This is a genomic window from Amycolatopsis sp. 3B14 (assembly GCF_050958625.1).
In the GTDB taxonomy this organism is placed as follows: domain Bacteria; phylum Actinomycetota; class Actinomycetes; order Mycobacteriales; family Pseudonocardiaceae; genus Amycolatopsis_E; species Amycolatopsis_E thermoflava.
This window is the reverse complement of the sequence record NZ_JBHZEN010000087.1, coordinates 14724-34979: the sequence shown is the minus strand read 5'-3', so window position 1 is coordinate 34979 and position 20256 is coordinate 14724. Positions and strand designations below refer to the sequence as shown.

The window sequence follows — 20256 nt, the reverse complement described above, 5'->3', positions numbered from 1 at the left end:
CCCCCCCCGGCCCACCCCGGCTGGCCCCACCAGCAGGGACCGGTTCCCCACAACCCCTACCAGCAGCCCGCACCCACACACCCGAACCAGGGGCCGCCGGTCCAGCACGGGCAGTACCAGCAGGGCGCGCCGCACCAGCAGCCGCCGGTGCACAACCCCTACCAGCAGTCCGCACCGCCGCCCCAGCAGCACGGCTGGCACCAGCAGCAGGGGCCGTTCCAGCAGCACCCCGGCCCGCTGGCCCACCAGGGCGTGCCGCTGGTGCAAAACCAGCCGGCGCCCTGGTCGAACATGGCCGGCACGACCCCGGGGTTGCACAACCTGCCCGCCATCCACGCCGGCACGACCGGCCCGCACGAGGGCGCCTACGTCGCGGCGCGGCACCCGGAGCTGCCGAACGTCAACCCGAACCGCAACGTGCCGAACGCTGTCGACAAGGGCTACTGGCACAACTGCACCCGCTGCGTCGTGGCCTACGCGCAGCGGCTCGTCGGGATCGACTCGCAGGCGGATCCGGTCCTGCCGAAGGACCTCGGCGCGTTCGACCGGATGAAGTGGCTGGAGAACCAGCTCGGCGCCAAGTGGGTGCACGGGATCGGCACGTACGACAACGCGATCGCCCACGTTTCGAACATGCCGCACGGCGACCACAGCGTGATCTACGTGTCGTTCAAGCAGCCGGACGGTACTGACGCCGCGCACGTGGCCCTGGCGGTGAACACGCCCGAAGGCGTCGCGTTCATCGACCCCCAGAACGGCGGGCTGATGAAGCTGCCGACCAAGCCGACGAGCGTTAGCCTCCTGCCGTTCGGGTCGCTCGCCACGAGCAACGGGATCGCGGCGAACCCGCAGATGGCGTTGCCGTACGGGCAGTCGCAGGCGCCGCACACGCCTGCCCCGCACGTGCCGAACACGCCGGTGCAGCTGATCCCGCAGGTCCACCACACACCGACGACGCCGTTGCAGCACGGCTCGCCGACGCCGACCACGCCGGTCACGGTGGGGCCGGTCTCGCCGGTGCACCAGCAGGCGCCCGTGCATCAGCAGCCGCCCGTGCAGCAGCCGCCGCAACCGCCCGTCCAGCAGCAGCCGCCCGTGCAGCAGCCGCCGCAACCGCCCGTCCAGCAGCAGGCGCCCGTGCAGCAGCCGCCGCAACCGCCCGTCCAGCAGCAGCCGCCGGTGCAGCAGCCGCCGCAACCCCCGGTGCACCAGCAGCCGCCGGTGCAGCAGCCGCCGCAACCCCCGGTCCACCAGCAGCCGCCGGTGCAGCAGCCGCCGCAACCCCCGGTGCACCAGCAGGCGCCCGTGCAGCAGCCGCCGCAACCGCCCGTCCAGCAGCAGGCGCCCGTCCAGCAGCCGCCGCAACCCCCGGTCCAGCAGCAGCCGCCCGTGCAGCAGCCGCCGCAACCGCCGGTCCAGCAGCAGCCGGTCCAGCAACAGCCGGTGCACCAGGGCCAGGCGCCCGTTGACCCGCGCGTGGCTTACACACAATCGCCGCAGGCTCCGGTTGATCCGCGGGTGGCCTATGGGCACTCGTCGCAGGTCACGGCGCCGGACTTGCCTGTCGGGCCGCAACATCCGCAGGTGCCTGGCCGGGCGGCGGACCTTCCGGAAGACGGGCTTCCGGGCCGCGAGGGCCGGGAGATTCCGGAGCTTCGACGTGACGAGACACCGGCGGAACCGGAACAGCCCCGCGACGGGACACCGGCCGAATCCGAGCGTCCGCGCGACGACACCGCCGCCGAGCCCGCACGCGCCCGCGAGGAGGCATCGGCGCAACCCGAGCGGCCCCGCGACGACGCCCACGCCCAGCCAGAACGCGGCCACGCCGAGACCACAGCCGCGCCTGAACGGCCCCGCGACGACGCCCACGCCGAGCCGGAACCGTCCCGCGACGAGGCATCGACAGAGCCGGAAGGTCCGCGCGACGAGACGCCAGCCGAACCGGAACGCACCCGCGACGAGACACCGGCCGAACCGGAACGCCCGCGCGACGACACGTCCGCCGAACCGGAGCGGCGCGGGGACGAACCGGACGAAAACCGGACCGCCGACGATCTGGCCCCCGGGGATGACACCGTCGTCGTCGATGGGCAGACCATGCGGATCGACGACGCCTTCCAGCGCCTGCTGGACGAGCACCCCGAGCTCCGCGACGCCGTCGACAACAACCCGGGCTTCCGGCGGCTGCTGCTCACCAACCTGGGCCTCCTCGTCAACCTGATCACCTATCCGGACGCGATCCCGGTGGTCGAGGAAGCCTGGGACGAGCAGCTGCCGATGCCGAACATCCCGGACCACGTCCAGGCCGACTTCAGGTCACCGGCCGAGCACCAGCCGCCGCCCGAGCGGCCCCAGCAGCCCGGCTTCCCGCCCGCAGGCGGAGGGTTCCCGGCGGGCTTCCCGCCCGGCGGCATCGGCGACCAGCTGCAGCCCGGCTTCGACCCCTCGCGCGCGGCCGACCCCGCGTACTCCGACGCCTACCTGCGCGACCAGCTGGAGCGGGCCGCCGCCGCGCGGCAGGAGCTGGACTCCGCGCTGGGCGGGATCGCCAACGCGGTCGGGGGCACCGCCATCCCCGCGTCCTCGCCCAGCTGGGACGAGCTCCAGCGGAACCTCGCCGGCTTCGACGGTGATGCCTCCCGCCTGACGGGGCTGGCCTCGGCGGGATTGCAGGTCGGCAGTGCGGACGACGCCTACCGCGCGGCCGCGCGGCTCGCCGGCACCCCCGGCCTGGAGGTCCTCGCCGCCGACGACCGCCTCGCCGAGGGCGGCGGCCTGGACATGCAGGTGCGCACCTCGGACGGCACGGTCGGCGCGGTGAGCATGATGCCCCCGATGCCCGGCATGGCCGGGCCGGGCGCCACAGGCGGCGCGTCCCGGGGTGGCAGGCACCGGAAGCTCGACGGACCCCAGCAACCCCTGGTCGAGGAAGCGGCCGAGGTGCCGACCCCGCAGTACTTCAAGTGCTTCAACAAGACCTACAAGGTCGACCGGGACGGCGACGGCAACCTCACCGGCTTCCTGCTCAACGTCCGCACGGGCCAGTTCGAGGAGAACAGCACGCACCTGGAGAAGGTCCTGCAGGACGAGCTGCCGTCGAACTTCCGCTCGCTGACCGAGGCGGAGTTCATCGCGGAGACCGAACGGGAGCGCGCCTTCTACCTCCGCGGCGAGGGACCGTTGTTCGCGCTCTACGCCACCGTCGACGGGATGCGCAAGCAGGCCAAGGAAGAGGGCCGGGCGCTCACCGCACAGGAGGAGTCCTTCATCGAGTCGGTGCAGCGGCGCACGTTCGGCATGTGGGAGGCGCAGCCCGCTGGTTTCCCGTGCACCTCCATCCTCGCGTGAGCTGGTTACAGTGAGCGGCACTACGGAGATGGGCAGGGAGGCGACGGCGATCATGGAGCCGCACCGTCCGTTGCTCGTGCGCATCGGCACGCTCGCCAGGGCCGACGCGCCGTCCGGATGGGAACGGATCGAGCTGCACTTCCGGCAGGTCGGTGACCACGCCGAGCTGGAGCCGATCGCGTTCACGAGCGGCTCCGGCCGGACCTACCCGGCGTCGGGCGAGCTGGCCGAGGTGTTCGCCGAACTGCGGGAGGCCATGTACGAGCCGGGCGTCGGCGCCTGGCTGCAGGCCCGCTACGCGCTGCACCCGTCCGGTGAGTTCGACCTCGACGTCAGCACCACGACCGCGCCCTGGTGGCGGACGCCCCCGGACGACCTGCCCGCCGCGCTCGCAGCCGAATTGAAAGCGTTTCCCCGTGATCCGGAGCACCTGCCGGACTGGTGGCGCCGCGCCGCCGGCCTGCCGCTCGGCGTCAAGTTCCGGCACGCCCGCGTGGTCGACACGTACGAGGACGGCGCCGCTCCCGTCATGGGCCGTCCGCCGGTGCCCGAGGACGAGGTGCCCGCGCTCCTGCGATACCTCGAACGCCAGCCCGCGGTCCTGGTCGGCAGCGGGCTAGGGCCGGACATCTTCAGCGGCGGCACCGAATCCGACGTGCCGGAGAGCTACCACACCGACGGCGCGTGGATCTGGCACGCGTCGGTGCCGCACTACCTGCGCAAGTACGGCACGCCACCGGAACCGGACTTCCTCACGCACATCCGGGACCAGGACTTCCAGCCGCCCTACGTCGACAAGCTCACCCGGCGCACCGCGGCGGCCGACCTGCTCGGCCGGTCCCGTCCGAAAGCCGATCCGGGCGAGGCGCTGCCGACCACCGGGGACATCGCGTCCGAACTTGAGACCCGCACCGATCCGGCGCTGGAGGACCCGGCATTGCTGGTGGTGCTGGCGCAGCGGCTGGCCGAGCACGGCATCTGGCCCGCGGCCTACCGGCTGGCGTCGCGGGCAGACGGCGCGTGGTGCCTCAACCCGACCGACCGCGGCTGGGAGGTCGCGCGCTACGCCGGTGGGGTGCCGGTGCGCCCGCAGTACTTCGAGCGCGCCGAGGACGCGGCGCAGCACCTGCTCGGCGCCCTGCTGCTGCACCCGGCGCGGACCACGGGCGGCGCCGAGACGCCGCTGGAGACCTCGGCCGAACTCGCCGACTGGCCGATCCAGCCCGCCGAGGGCGACCCGCCGCTGACGCTGCTGCGCAACAAGCGCCTGATCCGGCTGCCCGCGGCCACGGTCGTGCAGCGCTTCGGCGACGAGACCGGCAACCTGGTCCACCACGACGAAACCCGGTTCCCCGCGACCTCGCTGCCCATCGAGCGGGACCGCGAGGAGCGGCGCTACCGGCTCCGGCGCAGCCTCGCGGTCGTGACCGGCATCGCGATCCCCTGGGCGAACCTGCCCGGGGGCGGTGTCGCGTACGTCCTGCCGAAACCGCTGACCGAGCACGTGGCGGACGCTAGCCTGGAAAGGATCGAGTAGTGGAAGCGGCAGAAGCGGTCGCGAAGGTCGAGGAGTGGCTGCACGAAGTCCACCCCGGCGCCGGCCTGCGCGCCGACCAGGCGAACCTCGTGCGGCGCCCGGAAGGCTGGCACGTCCCCTACAACTCCACCGCCTACCTCGACGGCGGCGACCTCGGCGAGCAGATCATCCCGCCGCCCGCGCTGATCGTGCGCGACCCGGAAGGCGACCTGCGCCACGCGTCGCCGGTCAGCGGTGGCTTCAGCATCCCCGCCCAGTACCCGGGCCGCGACCACTGGGCCGAGGTGATCGACCCCGAGTACGCCACCTCCGGCCTCGGCCGCCTCGGCGTGCCGCTCGCCGCGATCACGGGCTGGCAGCGCTACCTGCCGGACGGCACGGACACCGGCGAGTTCCGCCCGAACCCCGAGTACCGGACGGGGCCGAGCCGGCGTGGCTACCCGATGCCGTGGACCGCGCTCGACCACCTCGTCGAGTTCCGCCACATCGGCTGGCTGGACCAGCGGAAGTTCGTCATCGGCCTGCTCGAGGAGAGCGTGCTGGTGCCGGTGTCCGGCGGCCGGGTACGCCACCAGTCCACGAAGGACGGTCGTCGCACGGTGGAGCTGTGGACGTCGACGCGCTTCTTCCCGCCGGGCAGCCGCGAGTGGTTCTGGCTGGACCCGGTGACCCTGCTGTCCCACGTGCCGGAAGCCGACCTGGTCATCCACGGCCCGTGGCAGCTCCCGGTCGAGGTCACCACCGAGGAGATCCGCGCGGCGCACGCCGAGTTCCCCCGGTACAGCGACAAGATCGAGGTCACCGGCGAATGCGTGGAGGCCTCGGCGGACCTGACGCGCTGGGCCGCCGACACCGCGGCGCGGATCGGGCTGCCCGAGCCGGTGGAGCCGCCGGTCGACGCGGGTGACAGCGCCCGCGCCCACGGCTTCGAGCTCACCGCGGACGAGTGCTACCGGGTGGTCACCGGGCGGTCCTGGGTGCGGCGCATGGGCATGGCGCTGCCGCCGCGACCCCCGTACGACCCCGCCGCGTTCGGCCTCACCCGCGGGTACGACGACAACGGCGAACCGGTGTTGCGGGTGGACTCGTTCGGCAAGTTCGCCGACGTCGGCCAGGACACGAACTTCAGCTGGCAGCGGTTGCTCGGCGCGTACGTCGGCTTCGCGCTCGGCGAAGCGCTGGGCAACTCGGCGGATGGGACCGAGCCCGGTCCGGTCGGCCCGCTCACCCAGCGCCTGCTGTTCCTCACCGAGGCCTTCCTGCGCGGCGGTTCGGCAGCGGTTCCCGAGGCGATGTCCCGCTGGTCGCACACGCAGGGCGAGACGGTGCCGGGCATCGAAGGGTGGCTGCCGCACCTGCGCGAACTGCACTCGGTGCGCGACCCGGACCCGGCTGACCTCCGGTCCGGGCCGACGATCCTGCTCGGCGCCCTGCCCGGTGTGCTGACCATCGGCGGGCCCGGTGAGGTGCCGTTCGGCGCGTCGGAAGATGCCGTCCGCGCCTTCAGCGCGCTGCCCGAGTCCGGCGAAGACGAGGTGACGTTTGCCGTCTTCCTCGGGCTGCTGCTGGAACGGGGGCTGGACCGCGCCTTCAGCCCGGCGCTGTGGGTGTCGGCGGGCCCGGTGCTGGCCGGCCGCGAGGGAGAGCACTGGGACCAGGTGCGTGAGCTGGCCGCGCGGTCCCTGATCGCCATCCCGGAGCAGGGCCTGTACCACCTGCCAGAGCCCGAGGAGATCGGTGACGGCCACGACACGGCGTCCGTCCTCGGGCGCGCGCTCGCCGCGGTGAGCGGGTTCGAGAACAACCCCGAGGTCGCGCTGCTGCGCGCGGTGAACCACTCCGGCCGCAGCGCGCTGACCGGGGCGATCGCCGGCGCGCTGGTCGGCGCGCGCAACGGCGTGCCCGACCTGCCGCAGAAGTGGGTGGACCAGCTCGAACTCAAACCGCTGATCGAGCGGGTCGTCACGGACGTCGCCCGGCGGTTCGAGGGGATCCCGGAGGGGGAGGAAGGACAGCGATGGCTTCGGCGCTATCCGGCGATCCGGCCGTGACGGCTCAGCGCTTCACCGACTGGAAGGCCGTCACGGACCCCGAGTTCCGGCGCAACGAGTTCCCGGGGCTCGGCACGCCGGAGCCGGCGATCGTACGGTGGATCGAGGTCGACGAGCGCGAGCAGCCGACCGGCAACGTCCGGGAAAACCCCGCGCACCGGCCCGGTCCGGAGTGGTTCGGCAGCCCGAAGGCCACCACCCCGGCGGGGAGGCTGATGGCCATGCACCGCGTCGGCTGGATCGACGGGCCGACCATGCGCAGGCTGTTGCTGGACTGCGAGGTCCTGGTTCCGCTGGGCGCGGATGGCGAGCCGGTCCGCAACAGCACGCGGGACGGCCAGGTCGTCGTCCCCGCCTACACCTCCACACGCACGATCCCGGCCGGTGTGCACCGGTGGCGCCGGATCCGGCCCCGCGACCTGCTGCGGCCGGGCGCGGGGGAGACCCGGCTGGACCTGGACTCCGGGCACGCCCTGTCCCTGGCGGTCGATCTGGCGGAGGAGATCAACGGGGGCGGACCGGAGCCGGGTCGATATGTCGACGAGGTCGCGCCCGAGGTTTCTCCGCGGATCGCGGAGCTGGCCGCCGAGTCCGGGCTCGGCGACCTCGTCACGCAGCGGCTCCGCGCGGTCGGCGGCTGGGCCAGGAAGAACGGGTACGAGCTCAGCGCCGACGAATGCGAGCGCTACGCGCGCGCGTACGCCCTGTGGGTGCGCAACCTGCGGCTGCGCCACGACGGCCGGCCGGTCGAGTGGCCTGCCGATCTCGCCGGGGCCGGGCTGATCAACCACTACGACAACACCGGGCAGCCCGAACCGAGGCCGTGGACGCTGGGCAAGTTCCAGGACGCCGGCACACCCTCGGGGCTGTTCGCCTGGCACCGCGTCGTCGGCGCCTACGTCGGGTTCGCGGTCGGGGAGTGCCTCGCCCTCGGGAACGGCGACGTGCTCGGCCCGATGACCCGGCAGGCCCTCCGGCACACCGAAGCCGTCATGCGCGGCCTGCCGTTCATGACCCTCACCGGCGACGTGCCCGAGGGGTTCCCGCCTGCGCCGAAGCCCGACAGCTGGCTCTCGGTCGCGCTCGGCGACGGCCCGGAAGCGCCGCCGAACCCGCTGACCGCCGTGCTCGCCGCGACCATGACCGCGGGCCTTGAACTCGAGAACGCCGGGCTGCCGTACCAGATGTCCGTCGCGCGGGCCCTGACCGGCGCGGACGACGAGGCCGCCACCGCGATCGAGCTGGTGGTGCGGTTGCTCACGAAGGTGCTGGTCAACGGCGAGCCGCCGTGGCCGTTCCACGCCGTCCTGGGTGAGCTGCGGAAGTCCGGGCAGACGCCGTTCGACGAGATCGCGGCGATCGTCCTCGCGATGCGCGACGGCCGCGACATCCCGGACACCGAGCAGATCGAGACGCTTGGCGACCCCGCGAGCCCGCTCGCGGTGGCCGGGCGCGCCGTGTTCGCCACCGCCAAGCGGCAGCACGATCCGTTCGCCGCGATCCAGGCCGCCGGACAGCAATCGGCCGAACCACCGCTCACCGCCGCGCTCACCGGGGCGCTGGCCGGCGCCCGGCTCGGCGTCCCCGGCCTGCCCGCGGACCTGGTCGGGGCGCTGACACCGCTGGGGCTGCTGGACAACATCGCCAACGACATCTACCTGCACTTCAACCTGTACGGCGTCACGCGCAGCCGGTCACTGCAGGAGGACTGGGCGCGCCGGTACCCGCCCGGCTAAGTTTGACGGGCCCGTTTTCCGGACGCAGGGGGAAGTCGTGCGGTACCGAGTGGAGTTGGCGGAGCGCCCTGACGGGCTGTACGCCGTGTGGCAGGGGCGCGTCTTCCCGGCGCAACGCTCCAGCGCGGACGGCACCGTCCTGCTCGTGACGCCGCCCGGCGAGGACGCGCCCGCCGACTTCGACCAGGAATTCGACGGGCGGCCGGCGAAGGTGCTGCCGGAGGCCGAGGTCACCGCGACCTTCAGCCTGCAGACGCACTGCCTGTTCGACGACGACATCTACCGCGTCGCCCCCGGCGAGGGGCTGACGCTGCGCTGGAACGGCACCGACGAGACGCGCGCGCGGCAGCTCGGCCTGCACGACTTCGCCGTCGAAGCCACCGAGGCCGAGATCACCGCGATCTGGCAGGAGCGGCACGACTTCGCCGCCGGCGTGCGGCAGCTCGGGGCCGGGGATCCGCAGGAGCTGGTGCGGGAGATCGCGCGGCTGCTGCGCGACGTCGTGCCCGACGGCTGGGAGCGGATCGCCGCCCAGTTCCGGCAGGTCGGGGACTACGCGGAGATCGAGGTCCGCGCCGCGGGCGAGGGCGAGTCGGTGTCGTTGCCCGCTTCGCCGCGGCTCGGGCAGCTGTTCGGCGACCTGCGGGCCGCGATGTACCAGCCGGGCGCCGGGACGTGGTTCAAGGGCACGCTGACGCTGGTCGCGCCCGCCGAGTTCACGTTCGACTACGACTCGTCCGCCGAGCCGAACTGGCGCCAGTCGCCCGCGGGCAGGCCGACCGCCCGCGCCTACGAGGCTGAGCTGGAGCACTTCCCACGCGACCGGAAGCAGGTCCCGGACTGGCTCGCGGCGAAGGCCGGGCTGCCGGTGGACGCGGCGTTCCGGCACGCCGCGGTCGTCGACGGGCCCGGTGAACCACCCGTGGTCAACCGGCAGGCCCTGCCGCCGGACGAGGCCCGCGCGTTGTTCGACTACCTGTACCGGGCGCCGGTCGCGGTGGCCAGGCCGAACCGGCTGCCGGACCTGTTCGCGCCGACGGCGCAGCCGGACGTGCCCGACGCGTTCCACACCGACGGCACGTGGATCTGGGCCGCCGCGGTGCCGCACTACCTGCGGAAATACGGTCTGCCGCCGCAGCCGGAGCTGGTCGAGCACGTGCGGGCGCAGGGCTACCGGGCGCCGACCGTGCCTGCGCACCTGCTCGCCGCCGCGGAGGCGGAGCTGCTGGGCAGGCCGCTGCCGCCGCAGCCCGACGCGGGTGAAGTGGACGCGGTCACGCTCATCGACCGCGGCGGCGACCCGCCGTACGGGTTGCGGGCGTCGGAGGTGCTGACGGTCCTGGAGCGGCGGCTGGCGGAGTACGGGATCGCGGCCTCGGCGTACCGGATCGGTTCACGGGCCGAGGGGGCGTGGAGCCTGCAGCGGACTGAGTCGAGCTGGGAGGTCACCGGCCCGGACGGCGCGGAGCCTGCGGCGTTCGCGCGGGTCGAGGAGGCGGCGCGGTTCCTGCTCGGATCGCTGCTGCTGTACCCGGTGCGGGTGGTCGACGACGAGGGCGACTGGCCGATCACGCCGCAGCGGGGCGAGCCGCCGCTGACGTTCTACCGAGCGAAGCGGCTGATCACGCTGCCCGTCGGCACGACGCTGGTGCGGTTCGGGCCCGAGGCGGGCAACCTGGTGCACGACGAGACGGCGCGGTTCCCGGAGACGTCGCTGCTGCCGGAGCGGGAGGTGCAGCGGGCGCTGTACCGGGTGGCACGGCCGGTGCGCGTGTTGACCGGCGTGACCCAACCCTGGGGAGCGATGCCCGGCGGGGCGGTGGCGTACTTCCTGCCGCACCCCGTCGGGCACCACGTCGAGACGGGCGGGTTGGAGCGGCTTTAGCCGCGGAGCTTCAGCAACGCGACGATCCGCGCCAGTTCGGTTGCGATCGAGACAAGGCCCTCGTCGATCTTGCGCTCGAGGCGGGCCACGCCGGCGTCGATCCTCACTCGCCCTTCGATCGCTCTCGGCAACTCGTCCCGCACCATCTCCTTCGCGGCCGCGGCTTCCGCTCGCGCGAGGTTCGCGCGGTGAATCGCCTTGGCGACGAGGTCTGCTTCTTCCACGGGTGGGATGTCCATGCGCGCACGCTATTGATCCCCGGCGTGTGACCCGTCTCGGGAACGCGGCCTACCGCGGCATCCAGAGCGTCACGCGAGTTCCGCTGCCCGGGCTCGACTCGACCCGCGCCTGGCCACCGGCTTCCGCCAGGCGCGCCGTGATCGACTCGCTGATTCCGAAGCCCGGCGGGCGGTCCGCCTCGTCGAAGCCGGCGCCGTGGTCGCGGATCACCACCGCCACTCCGCCGTCCCGTTCCTCGGCCCGGACGACGACCCGGTCGGTTCCCGAGTGCTTCAGCGTGTTCCGCAGCGCCTCACGCGCCGCGTCGCGGATGGCGACCTGCCGGACTTCCGTCAGGGTGTCCGGGTCGAGCTCCGCCATGACCAGCTGGGCGCGCAGGCCGTCGCGGGCCATTTCCGCCGCCAGGGCCGCCAGTTTCTCGCCGAGGGGGCCGCTGCCTTCCGCACCCTCGATGGCCTGCCGCACCTCGATCGCCTGCGCGCGGGCCAGCCGTCGCATCTCGCTGAGCTGGTGTTCGCTGCTGCCGGAGCCCGGCAGGGCGATCGTCTCCAGCGTCTGCAGCACTGTGTCGTGCAGCATCCGGTGCTGCCGCGCGCGCTCCGCCTCGCGGCCGTGCCTGATCCCGTACGCCAGCGCCAGCCGGGTGCCGAGGCCGAGCAGCACCAGCGCCCCGGTCGCTGTCACCAGGACGCCGACGATCGTGCCGACCCCGGCGAAGGCTTGTTTCACGTTGAACACGCCGCTGTTGAGCCACCACGCGGCCCCGGCGAGCGGCACGCTCAGCACCGTCAGCCCCAGCCCGAACCCGACTCCCAGCGCGAGGGTCAGCAACGCCACCCCGCCGAGCAGGTGCTTGCCCGGCACCTGCATCGCGGCCGCGAAGGCCGGTGCGGGCACCGTCGCCGCAACCACCAGGTTGGCCGCGACCGTGCACACCACGTCGAGCACCAGCAGCCGCACCGCGCCCCCGCCGTGGAACGGCGTCGACCGGAACAGCCAGCGCAGCCCGTACAGGTTCAACGCGATCGAGCACACCGCGACCGCCACCACCGGCGCCACGCCACCGTGGTCGCCGGCGAGGAACGCCACCAGCGCCCCGGCCACCGCCAGCACGCGGTAGACCAGCGGAACCATCGCGACGTACCGGGTGGCGCGGAGCAGCAGGTTGTCCTGCGCCGCGAGGTCGACCGGCCCCGCCATGCGCCGCATCCGCGCGAGCGGGGACACCGGCGCCGGGTCGGCGACCTCGTCGTCCAGGCCGCCGGTCGCGCCGGCCATCGCGGGCGCGCCCCGCCGCAGCAGGGTGCCCAGGTAGCTCGCCGCTCGCGGTGGGGACATCACGACCTCCCGGTCGTCTCGACGCACCCTGAAGTTACAGGCCGTTCTCCTCGGCCCAGCGGCGCAACTCGGCGACGGCCTCGTCGTGGTCCAGCGGCCCGCGGTCCAGGCGCAGCTCCTTCAGGTGCTTCCACGCCTTGCCGACCATCGGGCCCGGCGGCAGGCCGAGGATCTTCATGATCTCGTTGCCGTCCAGGTCGGGCCGCACCTTCGCCAGGTCCTCCTCGGCCTGGATGCGCGCGATCCGCTCCTCGAGCTCGTCGTAGGTGCGCTGCAGCGCGGCCGCCTTGCGCTTGTTGCGCGTCGTGCAGTCGGCGCGGACCAGCTTGTGCAGCCGGGGCAGCAGCTCACCTGCGTCGGTCACGTACCGGCGGACCGCCGAGTCGGTCCACTCACCCTTGCCGTAGCCGTGGAACCGCAGGTGGAGGAACACCAGCTGGCCGACGTCCTCGATGACCTGCTTCGGGTACTTCAGCGCGCGCAAACGCTTGCGGGCCATCTTGGCGCCGACCACCTCGTGGTGGTGGAAGCTCACGCCGCCGCCCTCCTCGAACCGGCGGGTGGCGGGCTTGCCGATGTCGTGCAGCAGCGCGGCCAGCCGGAGCACGAGGTCGGGCTCGGCGTCCGGGTCGTCCCGGCGCTCCAGCGCGATCGCCTGGTCCAGCACGGTCAGCGAGTGCTGGTAGACGTCCTTGTGCTGGTGGTGCTCGTCGATCGCCAGCCGCATCCCAGGCACCTCGGGCAGGACGTGCTCGGCGAGCCCGGTGTCGACCATCAGCTCCAGACCGCGCCGCGGGTACCGGCCGAGCATCAGCTTGGACAGCTCGGTCTGCACCCGCTCGGCGGTGATGCGCTGGATCTCGCCCGCCATTTCGGTCATCGCGGTCACCACGCGGGGCGCGGGCTCGAAGCCGAGCTGGGCGGCGAACCGGGCGGCGCGCAGCATGCGCAGCGGATCGTCGGCGAAGGACTCCTCCGGGGTGGCTGGGGTGTCGAGCACCTTCCGCCGCAGCGCGTCCATCCCGTCGTGCGGGTCGACGAACTGCTTGGTCGACAAGTCGATCGCCATCGCGTTGACCGTGAAGTCGCGGCGCTTGAGGTCACCCTCGATCGAATCGCCGAAGGTCACCTCGGGGTTGCGGCTCACCCGGTCGTAGACGTCCGCGCGGAACGTCGTGATCTCCAGCGTCGAGCCGCGCTTGGTGACGCCGACGGTGCCGAAGGCGATGCCCGCCTCCCACACCCCGTCGGCCCAGCCGCGGACGACCTTCAGGATCTGCTCGGGCCGCGCGTCGGTGGTGAAGTCGAGGTCGGCGGACAGCCGGCCGAGCAGCGCGTCCCGCACGCTGCCGCCGACCAGGTACAGCCGGTGCCCGGCCTTCGCGAACAGCCCGGCCAGCTCGTCGGCCAGCGGCGAGATCCGCATCAGCTCGGTCACCGCGTTCCGCTTCGCGGTCAGTTCGTTCACCGGGATCGAACCGCCTCGGGGGTCGACTCAACCATGACAGACACGAGGAACCAGCCTACCGATCGACGAGGAGTGAACAGTCAACTACGCAGTAGCGGCCGGAAGGGGCCGCCACGCACTAGCATCGCAGCATGTCTGGATCGGCCGGTCGCTCCGGCGGCGGTAAGCCGCGACGCCGGTCACGCCGCCGCCGCGGCCGGAAGATGACGACCTCCGTGGAGACCTCCGCCGGCGGCCTCGTGGTCGATCCCGCCAGGGAGAACGCCGTGCTCATCGGCAGGCTGGACCGCCACGGGAAGCTGCTGTGGTCCCTGCCGAAGGGCCACATCGAAGACGGCGAGACGATCGAGCAGACTGCGGTGCGCGAGGTGAAGGAGGAGACCGGGATCTCCGCGGAAGTGCTGCGGCCGCTCGGCACCATCGACTACTGGTTCGTGGCCGAGCGACGGCGGGTGCACAAGACGGTGCATCATTTCCTGCTGGAAGCCACCGGCGGCGAGCTGTCCGACGAGGACTCGGAGGTCACCGAGGTGGCCTGGGTGCCGATCGCCGACCTGGAGACCCGGCTCGCCTACACCGACGAGCGGTCCCTGGTGCGCAAGGCGCGGGAACTGTTCGACGACGACACGCGAGCGACAGAAGGAGCGTCGGAGTGAAGCGGTTCGCCGCCACCGGGCTGGTTGCGTTCCTCCTCGCGATGTTCACCCCGGTCACGGCGAGTGCCCAGACGGACGCGCCCAGCCGCCTACGGCTGGACGTCGCGCAGCTCAACCCGCGCGTGATCACCACGAACTCGGTGACGCTCAACGTCACCGGCACCGTGACGAACGTGGGCGACCGGCGGATCAGCGACCTGCAGGTCCGGCTGGAGCTGGGCGAGCGGCTCACCACCGAGCGCCAGGTGCGCACCGCGATGAGCGGCGCGGCCGCGGCCGCCGCGTCGAGCACCGACTGGGTCGACGTCGAGCCGTCGACCCTGGATCCGGGACAGACCGCACAGCTCAGCGTCACCGTCCGGCTCGACGGGACGCGCGGCAACCTGCGGGTGAACAGCGCCGGCGTGTACCCGATGCTGGTCAACGTCAACGGCACGCCGGACTACGGCGGCGCCGCGCGGCTGGCGTCGATGAGCATGCTGCTGCCCGTCCTGTCCGCGCCGGGCAAGAGCGTGACCAGCCAGAACTCCACGCCGGCCCAGTTCACGATGCTGTGGCCGATCGCCGACACCCGCCCGCGGATCGTGGCGGCGCCGCTCGGCGGCACCGCGGTGCTGTCCGACGACGTCCTGGCGACCGAGCTGCGACCCGGTGGCCGCCTGTACGGGCTGGTCGAGTCGGCGAGCGCGGTCCGCGACGACCCGCAGCTGACCCGCGCGCTCTGCTACGCCATCGACCCCGACCTGCTCGACACGGTGGACGCGATGTCCCGCGGCTACCAGGTCCGCACCTCGACCGGCACCACCGGCGGCACCGGGGCGGAGGCCGCGAAGGCGTGGCTGCAGTCGCTACGGGAGCTGGTCACCGGGCAGTGCGTGGTCCAGCTGCCCTACGCCGACGCCGACCTCACCGCGCTGACCAAGGTCCGCAGCGGTGACCTGCTGCCGTTCGCACTGGACACCGGCGCGCGCATGCAGGAGCTGCTCGGCGTCACCCCGCAGAACGGCGTGCTGTGGGCGGGCGGCGCGCTGGACCAGAGCACGCTCGCCGCGCTGAGCGGGGCCGGGGTGCGCACCCTGATCACCGACCCGGTCGACTCGTCGACGAGCAGCCAGTCGTCCGGCGCGGTCACGCTGGACGGCACCGCGCTGCGGGCCCAGCAGGTCGACTCCCTGGTCCTGTCCGGGCTGGCCGGCGCGTCCGGCAGCACCGAGGCGACCGCGGCGACGCCGGTGGACGACCCGGACATCGCGACGCAGAACGGCCTGGCCGCGCTCGCCTTCCGCGGTGGACTGGCGGGTGGCGCCTCGCGGCCGGTCCTGGTCGCCCCGCCCCGCCGCTGGACGGCGACGCCGGACGAGCTGACCGGTTTCCTGCGCAACGTCGGCGACTTCGTCGACCGCAACATGCTGACCCCGCAGTCGCTGCCCGCGCTGCTGGCGACCGCGAGCACCGGCAACGCCAAGATGAGCTACACGGCCGAGGACGTGGCCACCTCGACCCCGACGTCGGTCACCGACGAGATGACGTCCATCGAGACCACGATGACCGACCTGCAGGGCGCGATGCAGATCGACCCGGCCGCGCAGGTGGAGCCGGCCGAGCTGCTCGAACCGCTGCGGTTCGCGCTGGTCCGCAGCACGTCGGCGGCCTGGCGCGCACGGCAGGGCGCCGCGGAGGCCTCGGCCGCCGACGCCCGCGCCGAGCTGGACGGCCTGCTCGGCCGCGTCACGGTGGACACCCCGCCGGTGCCGATCTCGATGGCGTCCGGGTCGGCGCCGCTGCCGGTGTCGTTCAACAACCGGCTGCCGGTGCAGATCGCGGTGCGGATCCAGCTGAGCAACACGCCCGGCCTGCGCGTCGAGCAGGTGCCGGACCGCCTCGTGCCGGCCGGTCTCGGCGGCAGCGAGCGGATCCCGGCCGAGGCCCTGCGCGCCGGTGTGTTCAACCTGACCGTCTCGCTGACCACCCCGGGCGGCACGCCGCTGGGCAACCCGGCGCGCTTCGAGCTGCGGTCCAACGAGTACGGCGTCGTGACGCTGGTCCTCACGATCGCGGGCGCGGCGGCCCTGGTCCTGCTTTCCGCGCGGCAGATCTACCGTCGCGTCCGGGCCCGCAAGGCCTGACCGACTACTCTGGGGTGCCAGAACCGGACCGGCGAGGATTGGGCGCGCGCGTTGGACAGAGACCCGGGGTGGCCACCCGAGCGTCCCGCCGACCGCGGAACACGGCGCCCGCCGCCGCCTGATCGCGCTCGGCAGGAGCAGACCCGCCGGATCCCGCCGGCGGCTAACGGCAGGCCACGGCCCCCGCAGCCGACCCGTCAGCAGGGACAACTGCCGCCGGACCGGCTGCCGCAGCCACCGCGCCGCCAGCCGCCGCCGGACCGCAGGCAACCGCCGCCGGCCGGCCGCCAGACTCCGCCGGACCGCCGCCAGCCGGTGCGGCCGTGGCGGCAGGAGCGGCAGCGCCACCAGGACAGCATGCCGTTCGGCGCGCCGCCGCTGCCGCCGAACGACCCCGACGCGACGATGCTGATCCCGCGGATCAGCGGGGTGCAGGGCGGCAACCGCTGGCCGGTGGCCGACCCGGACGTGCTGCGGCCCTACGACGCGCTCGCGACACGGATGATGCCGCGCATCTCGGCGTCGCCGTCGACCTCGTTCGGCGAGGGCCCGGGGCTGGACGCCACCGGCTTCCACGCGCCGGTCGAGGCGCCGGAGAAGCCGGCCGCGCCGTCGCTGGCGAAGTCCAGCAGCCGCATCGCGATCGCGTCCCTGATCAGCCGGATCACCGGGTTCCTCTGGAAGATCATGCTGGTCTGGGCCGTGGGCACCGGCGTGGTGAACGACTCGTTCAACATCGCCAACACGCTGCCCAACATCGTCTTCGAGCTGCTGCTCGGCGGCGTGCTGAGCAGTGTCGTGGTGCCGCTGCTGGTGCGGTCGCAGGACGACAAGGACGGCGGCCTCGCCTACACCCAGCGCATGCTGACCGTCGCGTTCGTGCTGCTGGTGATCGGCACGGTGGTCGCAGTGGCCGCTGCACCCTGGCTGACCTCGTTGTACCTGGACGGCGAACCGGGCAAGACCAGCTCGGACCTGACCACGGCGTTCGCCAGGCTGCTGCTGCCGGAGATCCTGTTCTACGGCCTGTTCGCGCTGCTCTCGGCGGTCCTCAACGCGAAGCAGATCTTCGGGCCGCCCGCTTGGGCGCCGGTGGTGAACAACCTGGTCGTGATCTTCACGCTGGCCGTGTTCATGCTCACCCCCGGCGAGATCACGTTCAACCCGGTCGAGATGAGCCAGCCGAAGCTGCTGCTGCTGGGCATCGGCGTGACCATGGGCATCGTCGTGCAGGCGATCATGCTGGTGCCGCCGCTGCTGCGCAGCGGCTTCAGGTTCAAGTGGCGCTGGGGCATCGACAAGCGCATGAAGGAGTTCGGCGGCCTCGCGCTGTGGATCCTCGGCTACGTCGCGGTCAGCCAGATCGGCTTCACCGTCAACACCCGTGTGCTGACCAGCGGTGACCCGGGTGGTGTGACGATCTACTCGAACGCCTGGCTGCTGTTCCAGCTGCCCTACGGCGTCATCGGCGTCTCGCTGCTGACTGCGATCATGCCGCGGCTGTCACGCAACGCCGCCGACGGCGACACCCGCAAGGTGGTCGCCGACCTGTCCTACGCCTCCCGCATCTCGACGGTGATGCTCGTGCCGATCGCCGCGGTGATGTCGGTGATCGGCACCTCGGTGGGTGTAGCGCTGTTCAGCGGCGGGGAGAACTCGACCGCGGAGGCGTCGCGGCTGGGCGAGGCGCTGGCCATCTCGGCGTTCGGCCTGCTGCCGTACGCGCTGGTGATGCTGCAGCTGCGGGTGTTCTACGCGATGAAGGACGCGCGCACGCCGACGCTGATCATGGTCGTGATGACCCTGGTCAAGATCCCGCTGCTGTACCTGTGCCCGGTGCTGCTGTCCGACCAGAACATCGTGCTGGGCGCGATGATGGTCAACTCGCTGACCTTCGTGGTCGGCGCGATCATGGGCCAGGTCTGGCTGTGGGTGAGCCTGGGCAACCTGCGCAGCAAGCGCGTGCTCGGCGTCATCCTGTTCACCGTCGTGGCGAGCGGGCTGGGTGTGCTGGCCGCGGTCGCGGCCGGCTGGGTGGTCCCGGACTTCGGCGAGCGGCTGACCGCGTGGATCAAGCTGATCCTGCAGGGCATCGTCGGCCTCGGTGTGTCGTTCGGCGTACTGGCGCTGCTCAGGGTGGACGAGCTGTCGCCGGCCACGAAGAGAATCACCCGATTGATCAAGCGCGGGTAACGAACCACTCACGGATAACCCTGTCTCACCCCGTGTGTTCACGTACCCTCGACCACAGGGCGCGGGAAAGAGAGCGTGGGGTGAACGAGAAGCGGAGCGAGCAGTCCGGTCCGATCCGGACGGGTGTCCGCGCGAGGGGAGGCTCCCTCGCGCCGGGCAGCGTGGTCGGAGACGGCCGGTACCGGTTGCTCGCCCAGTTCGGCATCGACGAGCGGGCGGGCGCCCACCTGTGGCGTGCGCGGGACGGCCAGCTGCGGCGGGACGTCGCGCTGACGCTGCTCGTCGGCGACCCCGCGGACGCCGAAGCCGCACGTCAGGCCCGCAAGACCCTCGAACGCGCCACGCACGCGGCCAAGTTCAACCACGAAGCGGTCGCCAGGGTGCTCGACGTGCTCACCCTCGGCAACGGCATCACCTCCGGTGAAGGCCTGCTGGGCGTCGTGGTCACCGAGTGGACCAAGGGCACCGACCTGATCGACCTGGTCGCCGACCGCCCGGTCCAGCCCCTCGCCGCGGCCCGGATGGTCCAGCGGCTCGCCGAGGCCGTCGAGCGGGCCCACCACTCCGGTCTCGTGCTCGGCCTGGACCACCCGCAGCGCCTGCGCCTGACCACCGAGGGCTCGCTCCGCCTGGCGTTCCCCGGCCCGCTGCCGGACGCGACACTGCGCGACGACGTGAAGGCCATCGGCGGGATCCTGTACCTGCTGCTCACCGGCCGCTGGCCGCTGCCGGGCGGGCCGGCCGCGATCCCGGCCGCGCCGCACGCCCCGAACGGGCGGCTCGTGCCGCCGCGCTCGCTGCAGCCGTCGGTGCCGCAGGAGCTGTCGTCGCTGGCGGTGCGCACGGTCGAGGACGGCGGCCCGGGCGGCATCCGCACCAGCGCGGCGATCGTGCGCGCGCTGGAGATGGCCGCCGAGGCCGAGGAGCGGACGCAGCTGATCAAGGCCCAGATGGAGGCCGACGGCGACGGCACGATCTGGACGACGAAGAAGCCGGTCAAGGACCGCGCGCGGCGCCGCAAGCTGGCGCTCGGCGTCACCGTGCTGGTCGTCGCCGCGGTCGCGATCCTGGCCTGGCTCGGCATGCTGGCGATCAGCTTCTTCCAGGACGACCCCAGCTCGGGCGGCCCGCCGATCAACGTGGCCAACCCGACCCCGACGGCGTCCGCGTCGGCCCCGGTCAACCCGTCGCCGAACCCGCCGCCGTCGACCGGCGGGCAGGCGCAGATCGGCGCCGCGGTCGGCCCGGAGAGCGTCACGGTCTACAACCCGGACGGCAACGGCGACAACACCAGCCGGGCCCGCAACACCGTCGACGGCGACCCCACCACGATCTGGCGGACCGACCAGTACCGGCAGCAGTTCCCGGCCATCAAGGAGGGCGTCGGGCTGCTGGCGAGCTTCGACAAGCCGATCAACCTGGCGAAGATCACGGTGGCCGCGGACAGCCCGGGCACCTCGATCGAGGTCCGGCTGTCGGACTCGCGCAACCCGGAGCTGGCCGACACCCGGGTGATCGGCACGGCCACGTTGAACGGGCAGACCACCGACATCACCCTTCCGCAGCCCCAGCAGGCGCAGTACGTGATCATCTGGATCACTCAGCTGAGTGACACGGACAAGGGCTACCAGTCCCAGATAGGCGAATTGACCTTCCTCCCCGCCCAGTAGGGTGC

At 72.7% G+C, this 20256-nt stretch carries 12 protein-coding genes; 9 read left to right on the top strand and 3 right to left on the bottom strand.

Features of this window, described 5'->3' with window-relative positions:
• The 5 genes from ACCP09_RS36845 to ACCP09_RS36825 all read left to right on the top strand — a co-directional run.
• Nucleotides 1-3351, top strand: a 3351-nt coding sequence (locus ACCP09_RS36845; protein WP_433753544.1) for a toxin glutamine deamidase domain-containing protein, incomplete at its 5' end; no start/stop codon positions are given.
• Between the two features lie 28 nt (nt 3352-3379).
• Entirely contained in the window at nt 3380-4888 is a 1509-nt protein-coding gene (locus tag ACCP09_RS36840) for a TNT domain-containing protein (protein WP_433753548.1), read from the top strand.
• On the top strand, nt 4888-6939 hold the full coding sequence (locus tag ACCP09_RS36835; RefSeq protein WP_433753542.1) for a YrhB domain-containing protein: 2052 nt from the start codon (nt 4888-4890) through the stop codon (nt 6937-6939). The genes ACCP09_RS36840 and ACCP09_RS36835 overlap by 1 nt, the downstream gene beginning before the upstream one ends.
• Nucleotides 6906-8675, top strand: a complete 1770-nt coding sequence (locus ACCP09_RS36830) for a hypothetical protein (RefSeq protein ID WP_433753540.1) — start codon at nt 6906-6908, stop codon at nt 8673-8675. Before ACCP09_RS36835 ends, ACCP09_RS36830 begins: the two co-directional genes overlap by 34 nt.
• A 49-nt stretch (nt 8676-8724) precedes the next feature.
• Nucleotides 8725-10560, top strand: coding sequence for a TNT domain-containing protein (locus ACCP09_RS36825; protein ID WP_433753546.1), 1836 nt, complete (start codon nt 8725-8727; stop codon nt 10558-10560).
• Here the strand turns inward: ACCP09_RS36825 and ACCP09_RS36820 are convergent.
• Genes ACCP09_RS36820 through ACCP09_RS36810 form a run of 3 tightly spaced genes read right to left on the bottom strand, consistent with a single transcriptional unit; the run spans nt 10557 to nt 13606 of the window.
• The gene (locus ACCP09_RS36820; RefSeq protein WP_027933199.1) at nt 10557-10799 is read right to left on the bottom strand and encodes a hypothetical protein; all 243 of its coding nucleotides are present in this window, start codon (nt 10797-10799) and stop codon (nt 10557-10559) included. The genes ACCP09_RS36825 and ACCP09_RS36820 overlap by 4 nt on opposite strands.
• A 49-nt stretch (nt 10800-10848) precedes the next feature.
• On the bottom strand, nt 10849-12138 hold the full coding sequence (locus ACCP09_RS36815) for a sensor histidine kinase (RefSeq protein WP_433753538.1): 1290 nt from the start codon (nt 12136-12138) through the stop codon (nt 10849-10851).
• Nucleotides 12139-12172: 34 nt separating this feature from the next.
• Nucleotides 12173-13606 (bottom strand): CCA tRNA nucleotidyltransferase, encoded by a 1434-nt coding sequence (locus tag ACCP09_RS36810; protein WP_020416214.1) that lies wholly within the window; start codon nt 13604-13606, stop codon nt 12173-12175.
• Between the two features lie 131 nt (nt 13607-13737).
• On the opposite strand from ACCP09_RS36810, the gene ACCP09_RS36805 reads away from it, so the two are divergent.
• From ACCP09_RS36805 to ACCP09_RS36790, 4 genes are all read left to right on the top strand, one after another.
• A complete protein-coding gene (locus tag ACCP09_RS36805; protein WP_026153651.1) occupies nt 13738-14262 on the top strand; it encodes an NUDIX hydrolase in 525 nt (174 codons plus the stop codon).
• Nucleotides 14259-16388: a DUF6049 family protein gene (locus ACCP09_RS36800; RefSeq protein ID WP_433753535.1), complete on the top strand. Its 2130-nt coding sequence runs from the start codon at nt 14259-14261 to the stop codon at nt 16386-16388. Before ACCP09_RS36805 ends, ACCP09_RS36800 begins: the two co-directional genes overlap by 4 nt.
• A 357-nt stretch (nt 16389-16745) precedes the next feature.
• Nucleotides 16746-18581, top strand: a complete 1836-nt coding sequence (murJ, locus tag ACCP09_RS36795) for a murein biosynthesis integral membrane protein MurJ (protein WP_017985929.1) — start codon at nt 16746-16748, stop codon at nt 18579-18581.
• An 80-nt stretch (nt 18582-18661) separates the two neighbouring features.
• On the top strand, nt 18662-20251 hold the full coding sequence (locus ACCP09_RS36790) for a protein kinase family protein (RefSeq protein ID WP_123684368.1): 1590 nt from the start codon (nt 18662-18664) through the stop codon (nt 20249-20251).
• Nucleotides 20252-20256: the final 5 nt, after the last annotated feature.

What these genes read in the sequence shown, in the direction of transcription:
- ACCP09_RS36805 (WP_026153651.1), top strand. Translation starts at nt 13,738, where the DNA reads ATGTCTGGATCGGCCGGTCGCTCCGGCGGCGGTAAGCCGCGACGCCGG.
- ACCP09_RS36815 (WP_433753538.1), bottom strand. Translation starts at nt 12,138, where the DNA reads ATGTCCCCACCGCGAGCGGCGAGCTACCTGGGCACCCTGCTGCGGCGG.
- ACCP09_RS36830 (WP_433753540.1), top strand. Translation starts at nt 6,906, where the DNA reads ATGGCTTCGGCGCTATCCGGCGATCCGGCCGTGACGGCTCAGCGCTTC.
- ACCP09_RS36840 (WP_433753548.1), top strand. Translation starts at nt 3,380, where the DNA reads ATGGGCAGGGAGGCGACGGCGATCATGGAGCCGCACCGTCCGTTGCTC.
- murJ (WP_017985929.1), top strand. Translation starts at nt 16,746, where the DNA reads ATGCCGTTCGGCGCGCCGCCGCTGCCGCCGAACGACCCCGACGCGACG.
- ACCP09_RS36820 (WP_027933199.1), bottom strand. Translation starts at nt 10,799, where the DNA reads ATGGACATCCCACCCGTGGAAGAAGCAGACCTCGTCGCCAAGGCGATT.